The organism is Nocardiopsis sp. B62, from assembly GCF_018070675.1.
Taxonomy (GTDB): Bacteria; Actinomycetota; Actinomycetes; order Streptosporangiales; family Streptosporangiaceae; genus Nocardiopsis; species Nocardiopsis prasina.
Map to the genome: position 1 here is coordinate 15,086 of NZ_JAGPXK010000016.1, position 18,983 is coordinate 34,068.

An 18,983-nucleotide genomic window follows, 5' to 3' on the forward strand; every position below is an offset into this window, starting at 1 on the left:
AGGGCAACGTCGACAGCGGTGAGAACGTTCGACGACACCGGTGGCGAGCCCGAACGCGTGTGAGCCGCGGGTGGTACCAACGGCGACGGCCCCGCGGAGCGCACTCGGAGTGCGTCCACGGGGCCGTCGCGCGGGTGTTCCCAGGGGCTCGTTACGAGCTCGAACCCCCGTCGCTACCGGAGCCGGAGTCGCCACCGGAACCGGATCCACCACCGGAGCCGGAGTCCCCGCCGGAGCCGGAGTCCCCGTGGGATCCGGAACCGCCGTCACCGGACTCGGGACGCGGATCGGATTCGCCCCTTTCGGAGTCCTCCTCGGTCTCGATCACGACGAAGTCCGCCCCGGGCTGGGCCGTTGCTCCGCCGGTCACGGGCTGGCCGCCGGGAACTGCGGTCACGCCCGCCACGTCGGTGGGCGCGCCGCCCGCCGCCGTCGCCTTGGCGGAGGGCCTGCCCCGACGGGCGTTGCGGCGCTCCAACCAGATCGCGAACCGGCTCAGCGACAGGTTGATCATGATGTAGATCAACGCGCAGATGATCGCCGCGGGGATCACGTTGCTCTCCCGGGTGGCCACCAGCGTGAAACTACGCAGCAGCTCCGGGAAGGCGATGATGTAACCCAGCGCGGAGTCCTTGAGCAGGACCACCAGCTGCGCGACGATCGCGGGCATCATCGAGGTGATGGCCTGCGGGATGAGGATCGTCCACATCGTCTGGGTCCGGCTCATGCCGATGGACTGCGCGGCCTCGGCCTGGCCCTTGGGCACGGCCAAAATGCCCGCGCGGAACACCTCCGCGAGCACCGACCCGTTGTACAGGGTCAGGCCCGTGACCACCGCGACCAGCGCGGTCACCTGGAAGGTCCCGGTCGGGATGTTGAAGAGCTGCCAGGCGACGATGGGCAGCGCCATCGTGAAGAAGATCAGCATCAGCAGCGGGATGCCGCGGAAGAACTCCACGACGGCCCCGGCCGGGACGCGGATCCACCAGCGCTCGGAGAGACGACCGATACCGAAGACCAGGCCGAACAGCACCGCCAGCACCGAGGCGGTCAGCGCCGCGGTCAGCGTGTTCTGGAGGCCGGGGAGGACGTAACCGGTCCACGTCTCGGGACGGAGGAAGGGCTCCCACTTGTCTGCGGCCCACTGGCCCGACGGGTTGACGGCCCAGGTCTGCGCCGAGAACAGCGGTGACTCGCGCTCGCTCAGGGTCCGGTTGAACCCCAGGTACAACACGGCCAGACCGACCAGCCCGAGGGCGACGGTGATGATCGTGTAGACGAGGTTGCGCACCCGGGCCTTGGGCCCCGGAGCGTCGAAGAGAACGGCCTGCGCGCTCATCGGACCACCGCCACTCGCTTGGCGAGCCAGCCGAAGAAGTAACCCATCGGCAGGGTCAGGATCAGGAACCCGATCGCGAATCCGACGAAGGTCGGCAGGACCGGGGCGATGCCCTGGTCGAACATGAGCTTCATCTCCCGGGACGCCTCCTGGACGCCCAGCCCCGCGACGGAGGCGACGGTGGTGTTCTTGGTCAGCGCGATGAGCACGCTGCCCAGCGGACCGACGACGGTGCGCAGCGCCTGCGGGATGACGATCAGGCGCAGGTTCTGGGTGAAGGTCAGACCCAGGGAACGGGCCGCCTCGACCTGGCCCAGAGGGATGGTGTTGATCCCGGCGCGCAGCGATTCGGACACGAAGCACGCGGTGTAGGCGGACAGGCCGATGACCGCCCACCAGAACACGTCCCAGGCCACGCTGTCGGCCAGGCTCAGCCCGAGGGCACTGTTGAGGCCGAGGCCGCAGAAGAGCAGGACCAGGGTCAGGGGCGAGTTCCGGATGCCCTCGACGTAGGCGGTCGACAGACCGCGCAGCAGCGGGACGGGGGAGACCCGCATCGCGGTGAGCAGGATGCCGAGGACGAACGAGAAGACGGCACTGAAGAGGGTGAGCCGGACGGTCCATGAGAAACCGTCGACGACCCTGTCGATGTTGCTGAGAAAGGCTTCCATAGGTCCCAGCCGGTCAAGGCTCGGAAGGTGGGGCCGGGCTGTCCCGGCCCCACCTTCCGAACAAGGTCAGATGACGGTTTTAGGCGCAGGCCTCAAGCTCGGGGACGGACTCCTCGTAGGCGAAGTCGGTCGCGCCGAAGGCCTCCTCGAGGTACTCGGTGGCGGTGCCGTCATCCCACATCTTGGTGATGGCCTCGTTGATCTCCTCGCAGCGCTCGGTCGAGCCGGCGGGCAGACCGACGCCGTACATCTCCTCGCCGAACGGGTTGTTCACCATCCGGAAGCTGTCGGGGTTCTGGGCGGCGAAGCCCGCGAGGATGGTGTTGTCCGTGGTGACGGCGTCGACGGTGCCGTTGCTGAGCAGCTCCAGGCACTCGGAGTAGTTGCCCGCCTCGCGCAGCTCGGCGTCGATCTCCATGTCCTCGGTGATGTTGTTCGCCGAGCGGGAGCCGGAGGCCGAACACAGCACCTTGCCGTCGAGGTCCTCGGGGCTGTTGATGTCCGTGTTGTCAGCCTGGGTCAGGATGTCCTGCTTGGCGACGTAGTACGGGCCACCGAAGTCGACGACCTGGCGGCGCTCGTCGGTGATCGAGTAGGTCGCGAGGATCATGTCGACCGTGCCCTGCTGGAGGAAGGACTCACGGTTGGCGGAGGCCGCCTCGGTCCACTCGATCTGCTCCGGGGAGTAGCCGAGCTCACCGGCGATGTAGGTGGCGACGTCGACGTCGAAGCCGGCGGGGGTGCCGCCCTCGCTCAGGCCCAGGCCCGGCTGGTCGTACTTGACACCGATGGTGATGGTGTCGCCGCCGCCGTTGCCGTCACTGCTGCCACCGTCACCGTCGCCGCCGACATCGGCGGTGCCACAAGCGGTCAGAGCGAGGGCGAGGACGGCGACGCCGCCCAGGAGGCTGTTGAAACGACGTGCTCGCATGTGGGGTACCTCTTCCTTGGTGCTGCGTGCGAAGAACGCGAAGATCTCGGGGAGCCCGGTGGGCTCTAGTGGGTCAGGATCTTCGACAGGAAGTCCTGAGCCCTCTCCGACCGGGGATTGGTGAAGAACTCGTCGGGGGTGTTCTCCTCGACGATCTGGCCGTCGGCCATGAAGACGACCCGGTTGGCGGCACGGCGGGCGAAGCCCATCTCGTGCGTGACCACGACCATGGTCATGCCCTCGCTGGCGAGGTCGGTCATGACGTCGAGGACCTCCTGGACCATCTCGGGGTCCAGGGCGGAGGTCGGCTCGTCGAAGAGGAGCACCTTCGGGTTCATGGCCAGCGCACGGGCGATGGCCACGCGCTGCTGCTGACCACCCGAGAGCTGGGCGGGGTACTTGTGCGCCTGGTTGCCGATCCGGACCCGGTCGAGGAGTTCCATCCCCCGGGCCTCGGCGTCGGCCTTGGACTTGCGGAGCACCTTCATCGGGCCCAGCGTCACGTTCTGGAGCACGGTCTTGTGCGCGAACAGGTTGAAGGACTGGAACACCATTCCCACGTCGCTGCGCAGCTTGGCCAGGCCACGGCCCTCCGCGGGTAGGGGCTGGCCGTCCAGGGAGATGACACCGGAGTCGATCGTCTCGAGCCGGTTCATGGTGCGGCAGAGCGTCGACTTGCCGGACCCGGACGGGCCGATGACGACTACCACCTCGCCGGAGTTAACCGTCAGATCGATGTCGCGGAGCACGTGCAGGTCGCCGAAGTGCTTGTTGACGTTCTCCAGCACGACGAGAGGAGTTGAAGTCATGCATCGGAACCTAATGGGTCCAAGTTGCCGTGTCATCCCGAAAACGCTGCTTGAGTCAGGAGTAGCTGACTTGTTACGGCGTGATCCGCAAAACCGTTATCGATTTCGTTGTGTAAGTGGGCCACTGTCGCACGGAGTGGCGGAGCCACTCTCCAGAGTTTCCATTGGTCACTCTCGGTGATGGTGTCAGGACTCCCGATTAACCTGCTGGACACATCGTCCGTCCAGGTCAGGCTGACAGTCCGGCGCGGTCGGTTGGAACGATGAGCCGGGGGGAGTTACGGAGCGTCCCTATTTCCAGAAACCGACTTTCGACCTCCGGAGCCCCATGAAGGCAGGGCCGTCACCACGGAAATCACCCGGAAGCCGCGTTCCCGTAAACCGGACCGTCTCCCTGTCCATAACGGCCTCCGGTGACCGAATCCGCTCCGCTGGCGCCCACCCCGGGGGCCTGCGGCGCGAGGCGGAGGCGGGGCCCGGAACGGCCAACGCGCGAGCGTCCTGGGCGCCGCCGCGAAGCGGATAGCCTGGAACGGTGAGCCATAGTCGTACCTACCAAGTGCGGACCTACGGCTGCCAGATGAACGTCCACGACTCCGAGCGCCTCTCCGGTCTGCTGGAGGACGCTGGGTACGATCGCGCAGCTGAGGACACCACCGCAGACATCGTCGTCTTCAACACCTGTGCGGTCCGTGAGAACGCGGACAACCGCCTCTACGGCAACCTCGGTCACCTGCGCCCGGTCAAGGACGCCAACCCCGGGATGCAGATCGCCGTGGGTGGCTGCCTCGCCCAGAAGGACCGAGGGGAGATCGTGCGCCGCGCCCCCTGGGTGGACGTGGTGTTCGGCACCCACAACATCGGCTCCCTGCCCACCCTGCTGGAGCGCGCCCGCGTCCAGCGCGAGGCGCAGGTCGAGATCGCCGAGGCGCTGGAGCACTTCCCGTCCACGCTGCCCAGCCGCCGCGAGTCGGCCTACGCGGCCTGGGTGTCGATCTCGGTCGGCTGCAACAACACCTGCACCTTCTGCATCGTGCCCGCGCTGCGGGGCAAGGAGAAGGATCGGCGTCCCGGCGACGTGCTCGCCGAGGTCCGCGCCCTGGTCGACGAAGGCGTCACCGAGGTGACGCTGCTCGGACAGAACGTCAACGCCTACGGCAGCGAGTTCGGCGACCGTCAGGCCTTCTCCAAGCTGCTGCGCGCCTGCGGTGAGATCGAGGGGCTGGAGCGGGTCCGCTTCACCTCCCCGCACCCGCGCGACTTCACCGACGACGTCATCGAGGCCATGGCCGAGACGCCCAACGTGATGCCGCAGCTGCACATGCCGTTGCAGTCCGGGTCCAGCAAGGTCCTCAAGGACATGCGTCGTTCCTACCGCCAGGAGCGCTTCCTCGGCATCGTGGACAAGGTGCGCTCGGCGATGCCGCGCGCCGCCATCACCACGGACATCATCGTGGGCTTCCCCGGTGAGACCGAGGAGGACTTCGAGCAGACCCTGCACGTGGTCCGCGAGTCCAGGTTCGCGATGGCGTTCACCTTCCAGTATTCCAAGCGCCCCGGCACCCCTGCCGCCACCATGGACGGGCAGATCCCGCCGGAGGTCGTCAAGGAGCGCTACCAGCGGTTGGTCGAGCTCCAGGACCAGATCTCCTGGGAGGAGAACCAGAAGCTGGTCGGCCGTGAGGTCGAGCTGATGGTCTCCGAGGGAGAGGGCAAGAAGGACGGCGCGCACCGCCGCCTGTCCGGCCGCGCCCCCGACAACCGCCTCGTGCACTTCGCCGTGGGCGACGCCGAGGAGCCGCGCCCGGGCGACATGGTCACCGTCGAGGTCACCTACGCCGCCCCGCACCACCTCGTCGCCGACTCCGGCGTCAGGCACCTGCGCCGCACGCGCGCCGGTGACGCCTGGGACGCCCGTCAGGGCAGGCCGGTACAGGTCACCAAGCCGGACGTGCTCCTGGGCATGCCGAGGATCGGTGTTCCGCCGGAGGAGCCCGCCCCCGCTGGCGGCTGCTGCGACGCCTGATCCGCACCCGAGTTCCGAGGCCCCCGACGCACACGCGCCGGGGGCCTCGCGCCGTTCCGGCGCGGCTGTCACGCCTACGCGGGCCCGAGCCGGACCGGGAGCTCCCTCAGCCGCAGCGTCCCCGGGACGGTGTCGCGCACCGGCGGTCGGCCCGGGACCAGGGAGAGTTCCGGGTGGGCCGCGAACAGGGCGCCGACGGCGACCTCCCCCTCCTGGCGGGCCAGGGCCGCGCCCAGGCAGTAGTGCGCGCCGTGTCCGAAGGCCACGTGGGCCTCGCCCGGCCTGCCCTGGTGCCGGGTGACGTCGAACCGGTGCGGATCGGGGTGGACGTCCGGGTCGTGGTTGGCCCCGGCGACCAGCGCCACCGCTCGCTCCCCGGCGGCCAACGTGCCACGGGAGAGCTGGACGTCCTCCGTGGCGTACCGGGCCTTGGCCGTGACGGCGGTACCCCCGACGCGGAGCATCTCGTGGACCGCGGCGGGCAGCAGGCCGGGGTCGGACCGGAGCAGGGCGAGCTGGTCCGGGTGCTCCAGGAGCGCGCGGGTTCCGTTGCCCAACAGGTGGGCTGTGGTCTCGTGACCGGCGATGACCAGCGTGAACACCAGGGTGACCAGCTCGCCCTGGGAGAGTCGCCCGCCGCCCTCGTCCCGTGCGCGCACGAGCGCGTCGAGGAGGTCCTCACGCGGGTGCTCCCGGCGCTCGACGATCATCGCCTCGATGTGGTCGATCATCTCGCCGAGCACCCGGTTCATCACCTCGGGCTGGGCGGGGTCGAACCGGGCCAGCTGGTGGCTCCACGCGTGCCACTGCGGGCGGTCCGCCACGGGGACCCCCACGAGATCGCAGATGACCGCGATGGGCAGCGGGTAGGCGAAGTGCTCGATCAGGTCGACCACGCCCTCTTCGTCCACGTGTTCGGGGAGCGCCGTCAGCAGGTCGTTGGTGATCCGCTCGACGCCCGGACGCATCTCGTTGACGCGTCGCACGGTGAAGGTGCGGGAGACGAGTTTGCGCAGGCGGGCGTGGTCGGAGCCGTCCTTGTCCAGCAGCGACTCGGTGAGGTAGGTGATGAGGTCGGGGCGCAGGCCCAGGGCCGCCATGGCGTCGGATCGCCTGGCCCCGGTGGGACCCTCGGGCACGTTCTGGGGATCGACGACGAACCGCCGGTCACTGAGGATGGCGCGAACGTCGGCGTCGTCGACGAAGGCCCGCGCCGCCTGGCCGTCGACGAACAGGACCGGCGCGGAACCGCCCGCGGCCCGGATCCGCTCGATGACCTCCAGTGGCCGCGAGGAGAACTCCTCTGAGCGCATGTTGACGGGTTCGGGTGCGCGGGACTGGTCCGTGACGGGTGTGGCGGTGTGCATGTGCCCCTCCTTGTGGGGTCTACGTGCTGCGCTTGACGCGTTTCTGTTCCTCGATCTCGCCGGTCAGGAGCTGTTCGAGTCCGGTGAAGATCGCGACGGTGCCCGCCTGCGTGGCCCGCATGGCCGAGTCGGGCACGTCCTGCTCCAGGAGCAGGCGCAGGCTGTGCGCGGCCAGATCGGCTCTGGCGGTGCGTTCGGGGACGGGAAAGCCCTGTTGGGTGAGCAGGGGTTCGGAGAGCAGGTGTCCCATGACGGTGGAGCAGTAGGCGTAGAACCGTTGGTCGGCGGGGAGCTGCGGCCCCAGGACCCCGTGTTCCTCCAGCAGGTCCCAGTAGTCGCGCAGGGCCTTCTGCCGGGCCTCTGTCAGGTCCCTGACCAGCTGCGGAAGGGTGCGGGAGAAGGAGCTGAGTTCGTCGCTGCCGTTGTTGTAGAGCGCGTGGACGACGGGGGATTCGAACTGGAGGAGGTAGATGTGGCGCGCGATCTCGCTCGGCCGGGCGGACCGGGGGTCCTGCCGGATCAGGTCCAGGAGGCGGCCGACCATGTCGTGCTGGGCGCGTAGCAGCACCGTGAGGAAGAGCCGCTCCTTGGTGGGGAAGTGCAGGTAGACGGTGCCCTTGCCGACCCCCGCCCGGCGAGCGACGTCGTCGATGGTGGTCTTGCGGTGCCCCCAGGCCACCATGAGCTCCTCGGCGGCGTCGAGGATGCGTTCGGCCCGGGTGTCGCGTTCGGACACGGGCTGGTCCTGGGAGTGGTGGTCGGCGGACGGGGACACGTACGGCTCCTTCGGTACGGGGGCCGCCGGTGAGGGCGCTCACCAGCTTTGACGCGAAGACCATATCCAGACCTCCGTTCCCGGGCCGCATCACTCTGACTGTGTGACCAGATTTCAAATCTGGTCACACAGTCAAAGCTAGGTCAGATCACTCCGCGGTACAAGACCCGCGGTGCAGCCGGGGAGCGGCGGGCACGCGGGGCCGGGGACCGGAGGGGGCGGGAACGATAGCCTCGCCCTTGTGTTGATCGCCGCCGCCGTGTGCCCGCACCCGCCCGTACTGTTCCCCGAGATCGCCCGGGGAGCGGCGCCGGACCTGGACGGCCTGCGCGCCGCCTGCGACCGCGCCGTCGCCGGGCTCCGCGGGGCCGACCGCCTCCTCGTCGTGGGCCGGGGGGCGACCGAGCGGCGGTTCGGTCCCGACACCGGTGGGGACCTCGCCGACTTCGGGGTCGACCTGCGGGTGGGACCAGCACCGGCCGTCCTCGACCTGGCGGCCACGACCGGTCGCTGGCTGGCGGAGCGCAACGGACTGGAGCCGGACGGCTACCTGGAGGTTCCCTCCGGTGTCACACCGGAGCGGGCGGCGGAGCTCGGCGCCGAGCTCGCCGGGTCGGCGGACCGGGTGGCGTTGCTGGTCATGGGCGACGGAAGCGCCCGCAGGACCGAACACTCACCGGGGTACGTGGACGAGCGCGCCGTGCCCCACGACGACGCCGTCGCCGAGGCCCTGGGCAAGGCGGACACGGCGCGCCTCGCGGGGCTCGACCCCGAGCTGGCCCTCGAACTCATGGTGGCCGGGCGCCCCGCCTGGCAGGTCCTGGCCGGGGCCGCCGGGGAGGCGGCCCTCACCGGTGACCTGCTCGCCTACGAGGCTCCCTACGGGGTGGGGTACTTCGTGGCCACCTGGTCCTGATCCCGAAGGGCCCGGCCCCGGCCCCGGCTCAGCGCTGGGAGTTGGGCAGCATCGTGGCGACGTCCACCAGGGCCTCGCCCGGCTCCTCGGTCCGCCCGGACAACGCTGACTCCACCTGGGCCATCGCCCGCTCCAACAGGTTCGGGGCGTCGTAGGGCAGCCAGTGCACCCGGTGGTCACGGCGGAACCACGACTCCTGGCGCCGGGCGAACCGGCGCGTGGCCTGGGCGGTCTGCTCCTTGGCCTCGGTCTCGGTGAGCTCGCCGTCCAGCTGGGCGAGGGCCTGCGCGTAGCCCAGCGCCTTGGACGCGGTGCGCCCCTCGCGCAGCCCCTGCTTGTCCAGGCGGCGGACCTCCTCCAGCAGCCCCTGGTCCCACATGCGCTCGACCCGCAGGTCGATGCGCTCGTCGAGCTCGGGGCGCGGGGCGCTCAGCCCCAGCTGGGCGCACGGGTAGAAGGAGGTGTGGTCGGGCAGGTTGGCGGTGAACGGCCGCCCGGTCAGCTCGATGACCTCCAGCGCGCGGACGATCCGCCGACCGTTGCCGGGCAGGATGGTGCGGGCGGCCTCGGGGTCGGCCTCGGCCAGCCTGGCGTGCATCAGCCCCGGGCCCACGTCGGCCAGCTCGTTCTCCAGTCGCGCACGCACCCGGGGGTTGGTGCCCGGGAACTCCATGTGGTCCAGGACCGCGCGCACGTACAGGCCGGAACCGCCCACGAGGACGGGGATGACGTCGCGGTCCGCGCAGTCGTCCACCCGCTCCCGGGCGAGGGTCTGGTAGGTGGCGACGTCGGCGGGTTCGTGCACGTCCCAGATGTCCAGCAGGTGGTGCGGCACGCCCCGGCGCTCCTCGAAGGGGAGCTTCGCGGTGCCGATGTCCATGCCCCGGTACAGCTGCATGGAATCAGCGTTGATCACCTCGCCCCGACGGCCGGTGCGTTCCTCCAACCACTCCGCCAGATCGACGGCCAGGTCCGACTTGCCCACAGCGGTCGGGCCCACGACCGCGATCACCTTGATCATCCCTCCAGCGTAGCCACGTCCGGCCGGCTCCGTGGCCAGAGCGGGTGAGAGATCGGTGGGAGTTCGGTGGGAGAGCGCTCCGTTCGATGACCTCGACGTGCGCGTCTAGGATGGCCAGCATGCGATTCGCCAAGGGCCACGGAACCGAGAACGACTTCGTGATTCTCCCCGACCCCGACGGGGAGCTCCAGCTCACGGAGGAGACCGTCCGTTCGCTCTGCGACCGACGGGCCGGTATCGGGGGTGACGGTGTCCTCCGGGTGGTGCGCACGCCCGCCCTCGGTGAGGCGCTCGCCCCGGCCGCCCGCACCGCCGAGCGGACCGAGTGGTTCATGGACTACCGCAACTCGGACGGCAGCGTCGCCGAGATGTGCGGCAACGGGGTGCGAGTCTTCGCCCACTACCTGCGGCACGCCGGTCTCGTCACGGACGACCGCTTCGAGGTCGGTACCCGGGACGGCGCCAAGGCCGTCGTGATCGAGGCCGACGGCGACGTCACCGTGGACATGGGCCGGGTCGAGCGGCTGGGCACCTCCTCGGCCAAGCTCGCCCGGCAGGTCGTGCACGGCGCCCGCATCTCCGTGGGCAACCCGCACCTGGCCTGCGAGGTCGACGCCCCGGTCTCCGAGATCGACCTCACCGAACTGCCCGCGCTCGACGACGAGGCCTTCCCTGAGGGAGCCAACGTCGAGGTCTACTCCGAGGTCGGCCCCGGTGTGCTGGAGATGCGCGTGTACGAGCGGGGGTCCGGTGAGACCCGCTCCTGCGGCACCGGCATCGTCGCCACGGCCGCGGCGGCGACCCCGGCGGGTGAGGGTGCCACGTGGCGGGTGCGCGTCCCCGGGGGAGAGTGCACGGTCTACCTCGACGCCTCCGGTGCCCGCCTGAGCGGTCCCGCCACGATCGTCGCCGAGGGCGAGACCATCCTGCTCTGACGGGACCGCTCGACGTTCACCGTCGTTCGTGCGCTCCCCACAGCCGTCGCGCGTCCAGACCGCGCAGAGAGGCGTCCAGGAGCTGGGCTGTGTGGGTCACCGACACCGACGAACCCGCGCGCTCCATGGCCGAGGCGATCTGCAGGGAGCACCCGGGGTTGCCCGACACCAGGAGCCCGGCCCCGGTGGAGGCCACGTCGGCGCCCTTGCGATCGCCCAGCTCGCCCGCGGCCTCCGGCTTGAACAGGTTGTACACCCCCGCCGAACCGCAGCAGATCTCCTTGTTGGGCAGGTCCACCACCTCCAGGCCGGGGATCTGCCGGAGCAGCTCGCGCGGCTGGCTGGTGACACCCTGGCCGTGGGACAGGTGACACGCGTCGTGGTAGGCCACGCGGAGCGGAAGCGGGTGCCGCTCGGCGCGCGGCCCCAGGTCCACCAGGTACTCGGTCAGGTCCACCACCTTCGACGAGACATCCCTGGCCCGCTCCACCCAAGCCGGTCCCGCCCCCGCCTCCTCCAGGGTCCGGTCGAAGTGCTTCATGCTGGACCCGCACCCGGCCGAGTTCACGACGATCCGCTCCACCTGGCGGGCCTCGAACACCTCCACCAGACCCTTGGCGAACTCGGCCGCCTCGGTGAGCCGCCCCGAGTGGCCCGACAGCGCCCCGCAGCACCCCTGGGAGCGCGGGATCACCACCTCACAGCCCTCCAGGGCGAGCACACGGGCGGTGGCCGTGTTGACCTCGGGGAAGAAGGCGCCCTGCACACAGCCCACCAGCATGCCCACCCGGGCGCGCCGCTCACCGACGGCCGGGACGAGCTCGGGCAGCGGGGGAGGGGGCGCCGACAACGGCGGCGCGATCCGCTCCATGGTGGCCAGAGTCGGTGAGATCCGGTCCAGGACCCCGGACCTGCGGACCAGCGCGGATACCCCGCTCGCCTGGTAGGCGCGCAGCGGCCCGCGCAACGCTCTGAGGCGTCGGCGGTGGGGGAAGAGCGAGAACACGGCGGCGCGCAGCGCGCGTTCGCCCGGAGTCCGCCGGTGCTCCTCCTCGACCCGGAACCGGGTGTGCTCGATGAGGGCGTCGTAGGCCACCCCGGAGGGGCACGAGGATACGCACGCCAGACACCCCAGGCAGTTGTCGAAGTGCCCCACGGCGGTCTCGGTGAGCACGTCCTCCTCGTGCATCTGGCCCATCAGGTGGATACGCCCGCGCGGGGAGTCCATCTCCTGACCCCACAGCACGTTGGTGGGGCACGTGGGCAGACAGAACCCGCAGTGCACGCAGTCGCTCAGCAGGTCGCCGAAGAGCCGTTCTCGCTCGCCGGGACCACCACTGGCCGGTTCGGTCGGTAGGTCGGTCAAGCGGGCTCCCTGGATCGAGGCGAACGGTGGCGGGCCGGATGGCTCAGATCCCCCCGGCGAACCGGCCGGGGGACAGGCGGTGCCCGGGGTCGAGGGAGTCCTTGACCGCGCGCATCAGGCCCAGCGCGGGGACCTCGCCCCACGGGCTGATCCCGGAGGCCCGCACGTCCGGTTCCGCGCGCAGCAGGACCAGCGGATGCTCGGTGGCCGACCGCACGCCGTCGACCACCAGTCCGATCCGCTCCGGGTCGGTTCCCGGGGGGAAGGACACGACGAGGGAACCGGTGGACGCCGAACCGCGGGTGTGCGCGCCCGCGTCGACCGCCCCGGAGACCTCCGACACCCACGCGGCGGCGGCGACGCTCTCCGCGGGCGGGGCCGTGACCAGGGCGAGCGTTCCCTCGCCGGGCAGCAGACCCCAGCCCTCGGGCAGGGTCTCGGCGATGGTGGGGGAGTCCTCCGATCCCTCGGCCAGGGCGAGCGCCGTCCTCTCCGCGCGCGCCTCCAGCCCGGCCGGGGTGCCCTCCAGCACCACGTCCAGCCGCCCGGGGCCCTCGGCGGGCCAGTCGAGTTCCACGGCCGAGGGCACCACGGAGGTCGCCCTGAGTGCGGCCAGGGCCCGCTCCGCCACTGGCCGGGAGGACACACGGGCGCTCACCACCCGCAGGGACTCCGGAAGGGGGTGCAGACGGAAGGCGACCGACGCGATCACGCCGAGCGTGCCGTAGCCACCGGTGTGCAGCTTGGCCAGGTCGTACCCGGCCACGTTCTTCACCACCCGGCCGCCGCTGCGGGCCACCACCCCGTCCGCGCGCACCACCGTCATCCCGATCACGAGGTCGCGCAGGGCTCCGGAGAGCAGACGGCGCGGGCCGCTCACTCCCGTGGCCACCGCGCCGCCCACCGTGCCACCGGCCCTGACCGGATCGTAGGACAGCCGCTGCCCGGCCGAGGCCAGCGCCGCGTACAGGTCGGCGACCGGGGTGCCCGCGCCGACCTCCACCACCAGGTCACCGGCGTTGTGGTCGATCCAGGAGAGCGCGGAGACGTCCACCAGCAGGTCCAGGGAACGGGGCGGCCAGCTCCAGCCCAGGGCGGTGCCGCCACCCCGCACGGTCACCGAGAGCGAGTTCCGGTGAGCCGCCGCCATCACCCCCGCGAGGGCGTCGGTGTCGGTCGGCGTCGCCACGTACCGGGGCTCCACCCCGCACACGGAGTCCTCAGCGGTCGCCTCCCGCAGTTCGCAGCCCTCGACATCCAGGTTCACCTTGGCCCTCCCGGCCCACTCGTCACTCCCGTACCGTCCACGGTCCGGACGGCTCAGAACTGCTCAGCCTCCCCGGACTCGACCAGCGGATGGACCCCGGTGCGCACCCCGGGCCGCTCACCGCACAGGCGCGGCGTGGGCAGCAGTTTCTCCGGGTTGGCGATCCCGTCCGGATCGAAGGCCCGCCGGAACAGGTCGAAGGTCTCCAACGCGGCGTCGTCGAACATGCGGGGCATCTTGCACGCCTTGTCCACGCCCACCCCGTGTTCGCCGGTGATGGACCCGCCGTGCTCGATGCACAGGTCCAGGATCGCCCCGGACACCCGCTCGGCGCGCTCGCCCGCGCCGGGCTCGGCGTCGTCGAACAGCACGAGCGGGTGCAGGTTGCCGTCTCCGGCGTGGAACACGTTGGCCACCCGGATGCCGGACTCCTCCGACAGCGCGGCGATCCGGCCCAGCACCTCGCCCAGTGCGGTGCGCGGCACCACCCCGTCCTGGACGATGTAGGCCGGGCTGATCCGGCCCACGGCCGCGAAGGCGGACTTGCGGCCCTTCCAGATGAGGGCGCGCTCCTCGGCGCCGCTGGCCGCGCGGGTCTCGAAGGAACCGGAGTCCGCGCACAGGGCGGTGACCCGCTCCAACTGGGCGTCGACCTCCTCGGCGGGGCCGTCCAGCTCCACCACCAGCACGGCGGCAGCCCCTTCGGGGTAGTCGCAGGCCACGGCCAGCTCGGCGGCCTCGATAGCCAGGGCGTCCATCATCTCGATGGCGGACGGCAGCACCCCGGCGGAGATGATGGCGCTCACCGCCTGCCCGCCCGCGTCCAGCGAGGTGAACGCCGACAGCAGGGTGACGGTCTTCTCGGGGGAACGGGTTAGCGACACGGTGACGCGCGTGGCCACCCCCAGGGTGCCCTCCGAGCCGACGAACGCCCCGATGAGGTCGTATCCGTGCGCGCCCGGAGCCTTGCCGCCGAGTTCGACGATCTCGCCCGCCGGGGTGACGATCTGGAGTCCGCGCACGTGGTTGACGGTGAATCCGTACTTGAGACAGTGGGCGCCGCCGGAGTTCTCCGCGACGTTGCCGCCGACCGAGCACACCTGCTGGCTGGAGGGGTCGGGCGCGTAGTAGTAGCCGTGGGGGCTGGCGGCGCGGGTGATGTCGAGGTTGGCCACGCCCGGTTCGACCACGGCGCACTCGTTCTCGACGTCGATCTCGACGATGCGCCGCATGCGCGAGGTGACCAGGAGTACGCCCTCGGCGTGGGGGAGCGCCCCCGCTGACAGGCCGGTGCCCGCTCCACGCGGGACGTAGGGGACGCGGTGCCTGGCGCAGAGCCGGATCACGGCGGCGACCTGCTCGGTGGTGGTCGGCATGACCACGACACCGGGGGTGGCGCGGTGGTAGGTGAGGCCGTCGCTCTCGTAGACGCGACGTTGGGAGGGGTCGGTCAGGACCCCGTCCTCGCCGCAGATCTCGCGCAGCCGGGGAACCAGAGCGGTCAGCACCGTGGGTGTGTCGGGTGCGGACGTGGTCATGGGCGCCTCCCGGTTCCGTGCGGAGAACGCGGCTGGGGGTGGCGTTCTCCGACTTCGGCCTCGCAAGGGGACCGTACGACCGTGCCCCCTGCCGAAGCAAGGGGCACGGTGGAAGCGGCATTTCGTTGCGTGAAACCGATGGGGGTCCGGCGGGCCCGTGGGGCGAGCACCGCGGACCGGCCCGATCCGTCCAGGTTGGCCGCGCTGGACGGGTCCCGGTTCGCTAGGGCATGCGCTCGTAGGCGGGCAGGGTCAGGAAGTCGACGTAGTCGTCGTCCAGGGCGACCTCGGTGAAGAGCTCGCTGGCCTGCTGGTAGAGGTCCTCGTCGAAGTTGGCGCCGAGGGCCTCTCGGATGGCGGCCAGCTCCTCGCCGATGATCTGCCGGACCAGCTCGGCGGTGACCTTCTCACCGCCGTCCAGGGTGACGTCGTTGTGCAGCCACTGCCAGATCTGGGACCGCGAGATCTCGGCGGTGGCGGCGTCCTCCATGAGGTTGTGGATCGCCACCGCGCCGTTTCCGCCCATCCACGCCGCCAGGTACTGGAGGGCGACGTTGACGTTGCCGCGAAGACCGGCGAGCGTCACGCCGCCCGGGGTCTGGTCCACGGAGAGCAGGTCGGCGGCGGTCACCTCGACCTCGGGGCGCTGCTTGTCGATCTGGTTGGGGCGGTCGCCCAGGACGCCGTCGAAGATCTCGCGGGCGATCGGGACCAGGTCGGGGTGGGCGACCCAGGAGCCGTCGAAGCCGTCGCCGGACTCGCGGGACTTGTCGTCGCGGACCTTGGCGAAGGCGTTCCGGTTGACCTCCTCGTCCCTGCGGGAGGGGATGAAGGCTGCCATGCCGCCGATGGCGTGGGCGCCGCGCTTGTGGCAGGTCTTGACCAGCAGCTCGGTGTAGGCGCGCATCATGGGCGCGGTCATGGTGACGGCGTTGCGCTCGGGCAGCAGGAACCTGCGGCCCCGGGTGCGGTGGGTCTTGATGATGCTGAAGAGGTAGTCCCAGCGACCGGCGTTGAGACCGGCGGAGTGCTCGCGCAGCTCGTAGAGGATCTCCTCCATCTCGAACGCGGCCGGGATGGTCTCGATCAGGCAGGTGGCGCGGATGGTGCCGCGGGGGATCCCCAGGCGCTCCTGGGCCAGCACGAAGATGTCGTTCCAGAGGCGGGCCTCAAGGTGGCTCTGCATCTTCGGCAGGTAGAAGTAGGGGCCCTTGCCCTTGGCGATCTGGCGCTTGGCGCTGTGGAAGAAGTACAGCGCGAAGTCGACGATCCCGCCGCTGGTGCGCTGGCCGTCGACGAGGACGTGCTTCTCGTCCAGGTGCCAGCCGCGCGGGCGGACCACGATCGTGGCCAGCTCGGAGTCGTCCTTGAGGGCGTAGGTCTTGCCCTGGGGGGAGGTGAAGTCGATCTCGCGGTCCAGGGCGTCACGCAGGTTGAGCTGCCCCTGGATCATGTTCTCCCACAGCGGGGTGTTGGCGTCCTCGAAGTCGGCCAGCCACACCTTCGCGCCGGAGTTGAGCGCGTTGATCGTCATCTTGCGGTCCGTGGGACCGGTGATCTCGACGCGGCGGTCGGTGATGCCAGGGGCGGCCGGGGCCACCTTCCAGCTGTCGTCCTCGCGGATGTGCCTGGTCTCGGGGAGGAAGTCGAGGTCCTCCCCGGCGGCGATCCGCTCCTCGCGGGTCCGACGCGCGGCCAGCAGCTCCTGGCGACGCGACTCGAAGGTGCGGTGCAGCTCGGCGACGAGAGCCAGGGCCTCCTCGGTGAGGATCTCGTCGAACCGATCGTTGAGGGGGCCGGTGATCTCGACCCCGTGCGTGGCGCCCATGGATAACCTTCCGCGATACGAAATAAGCTTCTGGGATGTGGAAATGAAGCTACTATCTTGATGTCGAGCGGTCAACGTCACTCACGCGCTTGATCAGTGGAGATCTTCGTCAGGGCGGAATTATGTCCAAAGTTCCGACGGAAGATCTGCGCTTCTTGAGAGTCCGATCTACTCCAAGGGTCTCACGCGCCCACGCGTCGGCATGGCCTGTGTCACGTTCCCTGCGATAATTCGGATGCCCTGCCCGAGCGGAGGTGCGAGCATCGTTACCACGGGGCCGCCGTCTCCGCTCCGGGAAGAACCATGGCGGCACATGCGTTGACCCACCTGGAGGGATATGAATACAGCTGACACCCACGGAAGCGACCACGCGGGCCACGACGGCCACGGCGAGGACGACTTCCGTGAGGGGAGCACCACCGGCGGCGAGGCCACCGGCGGTGCCCACCACGAGGACCAGGGTCACGCACCCGACCAGGGCGAGATGGAGCTGGCCGAACGGCACGCGCTCCGCCGCGTCCAGGGGCTGTCCACCGAGCTCACCGACGTCACCGAGGTCGAGTACCGGAAGCTGCGGCTGGAACGAGTCGTGCTCATCGGCGTCTGGACCAGGGGGAACCAGGCCGAGGCCGACAACTCACTGACCGAACTCGCCGCACTCGCCGAGACGGCTGGCGCCCTCGTCCTCGAAGGACTCACCCAGCGCCGCTCCAAGCCCGACCCAGCGACCTATGTCGGCAAGGGCAAGGCGGCGGAACTGCGCGACATCGTCGAGGCCACCGGCGCCGACACCGTCATCTGCGACGGCGAACTCACCCCCGGCCAGCTGCGCCAGCTGGAGGACGTCGTGAAGGTCAAGGTGGTCGACAGGACCGCCCTGATCCTCGACATCTTCGCCCAGCACGCCAGCAGCAGCGAGGGCAAGGCCCAGGTCGAACTCGCCCAGCTCAACTACCTGCTCCCGCGACTGCGCGGCTGGGGCGACTCCCTGTCCCGACAGGCGGGCGGCTCCGGCGGAGGCGGCGCGGGCGGTGGCGTGGGACTGCGCGGTCCCGGTGAGACCAAGATCGAGACCGACCGTCGGCGCATCAACGACAAGATGGCCAAGCTGCGCCGTCAGCTCGCCCACATGCGGACCGCGCGCGAGGTCAAGAAGGACGTCCGCCGTACCCGCGAGGTGCCCTCGGTGGCGATCGCCGGGTACACCAACGCGGGCAAGTCGAGCCTGCTCAACCGGCTCACCGGCGCCGGGGTGCTGGTGGAGAACGCGCTGTTCGCCACCCTGGACCCGACCGTCCGTCAGGCCCGCACGCCCGACGGCCGCGGCTTCACGCTGAGCGACACCGTCGGCTTCGTCCGGCACCTGCCGCACCAGCTGGTGGAGGCGTTCCGCTCCACCCTGGAGGAGGTCGCCGACTCCGACCTGATCCTGCACGTGGTCGACGGATCCCACCCCGACCCCGAACAGCAGATCAGCGCGGTTCGCGAGGTGTTCGCCGAGATCGAGGCCGTGGACGTGCCCGAGCTCATCGTGGTGAACAAGGTCGACGCCGCTGACCCGGACACGCTCAGGACGCTGCGTACGCGCTACCCCGACCTGGTCGAGGTCTCGGCGCGCACCGGTGAGGGCGTCGCGGAACTGGTCACCGCGCTGGCCGAGGCGCTGCCCGAGCTCGCCAAGGAAGTACGGGCTCTGGTTCCGTACTCGCGGGGCGACCTCATCGCAAGGGCGCACGAGGAGGGCCGCATCATCAGCGAGGAGCACACCGGAGACGGCACGGCGCTGCACGCGTTCGTCCCCGAGCTGCTCGCCGCCAAGCTCGACGAGTACACACCCAGTAACGCCTGAGCCAGCGCGTACTGGAGAACACACGGCCGGGACGTCCCCGTGACGTCCCGGCCGCGTTGTGTCGGAAGTGCCCGTTCCCGAGAGTCGCGGCCGGAGCCCTCACGTTCCGGCTTGAAAGGCCGTATCGAAGAATCCGAGCGTGGAAGACCAGCTCAACAGGGGTGCGGGTGGTCTTCATCACTCTGCCTGCTTGCGAGTTTCGCTCCTTAACGCTCGCATTCGTCCCTTGGGGGAGGTGTACACGGGCTCCGAGGATGGACTACGGTTTTGGAGCACTGGCCGGCAGTGATCGCTGTCCCCCCGGGCCGACGCGAACCCCCACTGTCACGGCACCGCGAGGCGACT

At 70.3% G+C, this 18,983-nt stretch carries 15 protein-coding genes; 4 read left to right on the forward strand and 11 right to left on the reverse strand.

Annotation, left to right across the window (positions count from 1 at the left end):
• Nucleotides 1-151: 151 nt before the first annotated feature.
• From KBX21_RS17440 to KBX21_RS17455, 4 genes are all read right to left on the reverse strand, one after another.
• The gene (locus KBX21_RS17440) at nt 152-1,339 is read right to left on the reverse strand and encodes an amino acid ABC transporter permease (protein WP_049571670.1); all 1,188 of its coding nucleotides are present in this window, start codon (nt 1,337-1,339) and stop codon (nt 152-154) included.
• Nucleotides 1,336-2,010, reverse strand: coding sequence for an amino acid ABC transporter permease (locus KBX21_RS17445; RefSeq protein ID WP_049571675.1), 675 nt, complete (start codon nt 2,008-2,010; stop codon nt 1,336-1,338). Before KBX21_RS17445 ends, KBX21_RS17440 begins: the two co-directional genes overlap by 4 nt.
• 79 nt (nt 2,011-2,089) lie before the next feature.
• Nucleotides 2,090-2,941, reverse strand: a complete 852-nt coding sequence (locus KBX21_RS17450; protein WP_049571679.1) for a glutamate ABC transporter substrate-binding protein — start codon at nt 2,939-2,941, stop codon at nt 2,090-2,092.
• 65 nt (nt 2,942-3,006) lie between these two features.
• Nucleotides 3,007-3,750, reverse strand: coding sequence for an amino acid ABC transporter ATP-binding protein (locus tag KBX21_RS17455; RefSeq protein WP_026129572.1), 744 nt, complete (start codon nt 3,748-3,750; stop codon nt 3,007-3,009).
• 559 nt (nt 3,751-4,309) lie between these two features.
• Here KBX21_RS17455 and miaB point away from each other — a divergent pair.
• On the forward strand, nt 4,310-5,776 hold the full coding sequence (gene miaB, locus KBX21_RS17460; protein WP_255352564.1) for a tRNA (N6-isopentenyl adenosine(37)-C2)-methylthiotransferase MiaB: 1,467 nt from the start codon (nt 4,310-4,312) through the stop codon (nt 5,774-5,776).
• A gap of 74 nt (nt 5,777-5,850) precedes the next feature.
• On the opposite strand, the gene KBX21_RS17465 is transcribed toward miaB, so the two are convergent.
• Nucleotides 5,851-7,143, reverse strand: a complete 1,293-nt coding sequence (locus KBX21_RS17465) for a cytochrome P450 (RefSeq protein ID WP_210842544.1) — start codon at nt 7,141-7,143, stop codon at nt 5,851-5,853.
• Nucleotides 7,144-7,162: 19 nt separating this feature from the next.
• A complete protein-coding gene (locus KBX21_RS17470) occupies nt 7,163-7,918 on the reverse strand; it encodes a TetR/AcrR family transcriptional regulator (RefSeq protein ID WP_049571685.1) in 756 nt (251 codons plus the stop codon).
• Between the two features lie 241 nt (nt 7,919-8,159).
• Between KBX21_RS17470 and KBX21_RS17475 the strand changes: the two genes are divergently transcribed.
• Nucleotides 8,160-8,834, forward strand: a complete 675-nt coding sequence (locus tag KBX21_RS17475; protein WP_049578935.1) for a class III extradiol dioxygenase subunit B-like domain-containing protein — start codon at nt 8,160-8,162, stop codon at nt 8,832-8,834.
• A gap of 28 nt (nt 8,835-8,862) precedes the next feature.
• Here KBX21_RS17475 and miaA read toward each other — a convergent pair whose 3' ends face one another.
• Nucleotides 8,863-9,855, reverse strand: coding sequence for a tRNA (adenosine(37)-N6)-dimethylallyltransferase MiaA (miaA, locus tag KBX21_RS17480; RefSeq protein WP_210842545.1), 993 nt, complete (start codon nt 9,853-9,855; stop codon nt 8,863-8,865).
• 110 nt (nt 9,856-9,965) lie between these two features.
• Between miaA and dapF the strand changes: the two genes are divergently transcribed.
• Nucleotides 9,966-10,790, forward strand: coding sequence for a diaminopimelate epimerase (gene dapF, locus KBX21_RS17485; protein WP_210842546.1), 825 nt, complete (start codon nt 9,966-9,968; stop codon nt 10,788-10,790).
• A gap of 16 nt (nt 10,791-10,806) precedes the next feature.
• Here dapF and KBX21_RS17490 read toward each other — a convergent pair whose 3' ends face one another.
• The 4 genes from KBX21_RS17490 to aceB all read right to left on the reverse strand — a co-directional run bounded on the left by KBX21_RS17490 (nt 10,807) and on the right by aceB (nt 16,789).
• Nucleotides 10,807-12,156 carry a (Fe-S)-binding protein gene (locus KBX21_RS17490; RefSeq protein WP_210842547.1) on the reverse strand — a complete coding sequence of 450 codons (1,350 nt, stop codon included), beginning with the start codon at nt 12,154-12,156 and terminating at the stop codon, nt 10,807-10,809.
• Between the two features lie 43 nt (nt 12,157-12,199).
• Complete coding sequence (locus KBX21_RS17495; RefSeq protein WP_210842548.1) at nt 12,200-13,423, reverse strand: FAD-binding oxidoreductase; 1,224 nt, start codon at nt 13,421-13,423, stop codon at nt 12,200-12,202.
• Nucleotides 13,424-13,476: 53 nt separating this feature from the next.
• Nucleotides 13,477-14,961, reverse strand: coding sequence for an FAD-linked oxidase C-terminal domain-containing protein (locus KBX21_RS17500; protein ID WP_049578924.1), 1,485 nt, complete (start codon nt 14,959-14,961; stop codon nt 13,477-13,479).
• A 223-nt stretch (nt 14,962-15,184) separates the two neighbouring features.
• Nucleotides 15,185-16,789 (reverse strand): malate synthase A, encoded by a 1,605-nt coding sequence (gene aceB, locus KBX21_RS17505; RefSeq protein WP_049578922.1) that lies wholly within the window; start codon nt 16,787-16,789, stop codon nt 15,185-15,187.
• 337 nt (nt 16,790-17,126) lie between these two features.
• On the opposite strand from aceB, the gene hflX reads away from it, so the two are divergent.
• On the forward strand, nt 17,127-18,638 hold the full coding sequence (gene hflX / locus KBX21_RS17510; RefSeq protein ID WP_049578919.1) for a GTPase HflX: 1,512 nt from the start codon (nt 17,127-17,129) through the stop codon (nt 18,636-18,638).
• The last annotated feature ends 345 nt before the right edge of the window (nt 18,639-18,983 follow it).

Coding starts and splice junctions, on each gene's coding strand:
- KBX21_RS17440 (WP_049571670.1), bottom strand. CDS start 1,339: ATGAGCGCGCAGGCCGTTCTCTTCGACGCTCCGGGGCCCAAGGCCCGG.
- KBX21_RS17445 (WP_049571675.1), bottom strand. CDS start 2,010: ATGGAAGCCTTTCTCAGCAACATCGACAGGGTCGTCGACGGTTTCTCA.
- KBX21_RS17450 (WP_049571679.1), bottom strand. CDS start 2,941: ATGCGAGCACGTCGTTTCAACAGCCTCCTGGGCGGCGTCGCCGTCCTC.
- KBX21_RS17455 (WP_026129572.1), bottom strand. CDS start 3,750: ATGACTTCAACTCCTCTCGTCGTGCTGGAGAACGTCAACAAGCACTTC.
- KBX21_RS17465 (WP_210842544.1), bottom strand. CDS start 7,143: ATGCACACCGCCACACCCGTCACGGACCAGTCCCGCGCACCCGAACCC.
- miaA (WP_210842545.1), bottom strand. CDS start 9,855: ATGATCAAGGTGATCGCGGTCGTGGGCCCGACCGCTGTGGGCAAGTCG.
- dapF (WP_210842546.1), top strand. CDS start 9,966: ATGGCCAGCATGCGATTCGCCAAGGGCCACGGAACCGAGAACGACTTC.
- KBX21_RS17500 (WP_049578924.1), bottom strand. CDS start 14,961: ATGACCACGTCCGCACCCGACACACCCACGGTGCTGACCGCTCTGGTT.
- aceB (WP_049578922.1), bottom strand. CDS start 16,789: ATGGGCGCCACGCACGGGGTCGAGATCACCGGCCCCCTCAACGATCGG.
- hflX (WP_049578919.1), top strand. CDS start 17,127: ATGAATACAGCTGACACCCACGGAAGCGACCACGCGGGCCACGACGGC.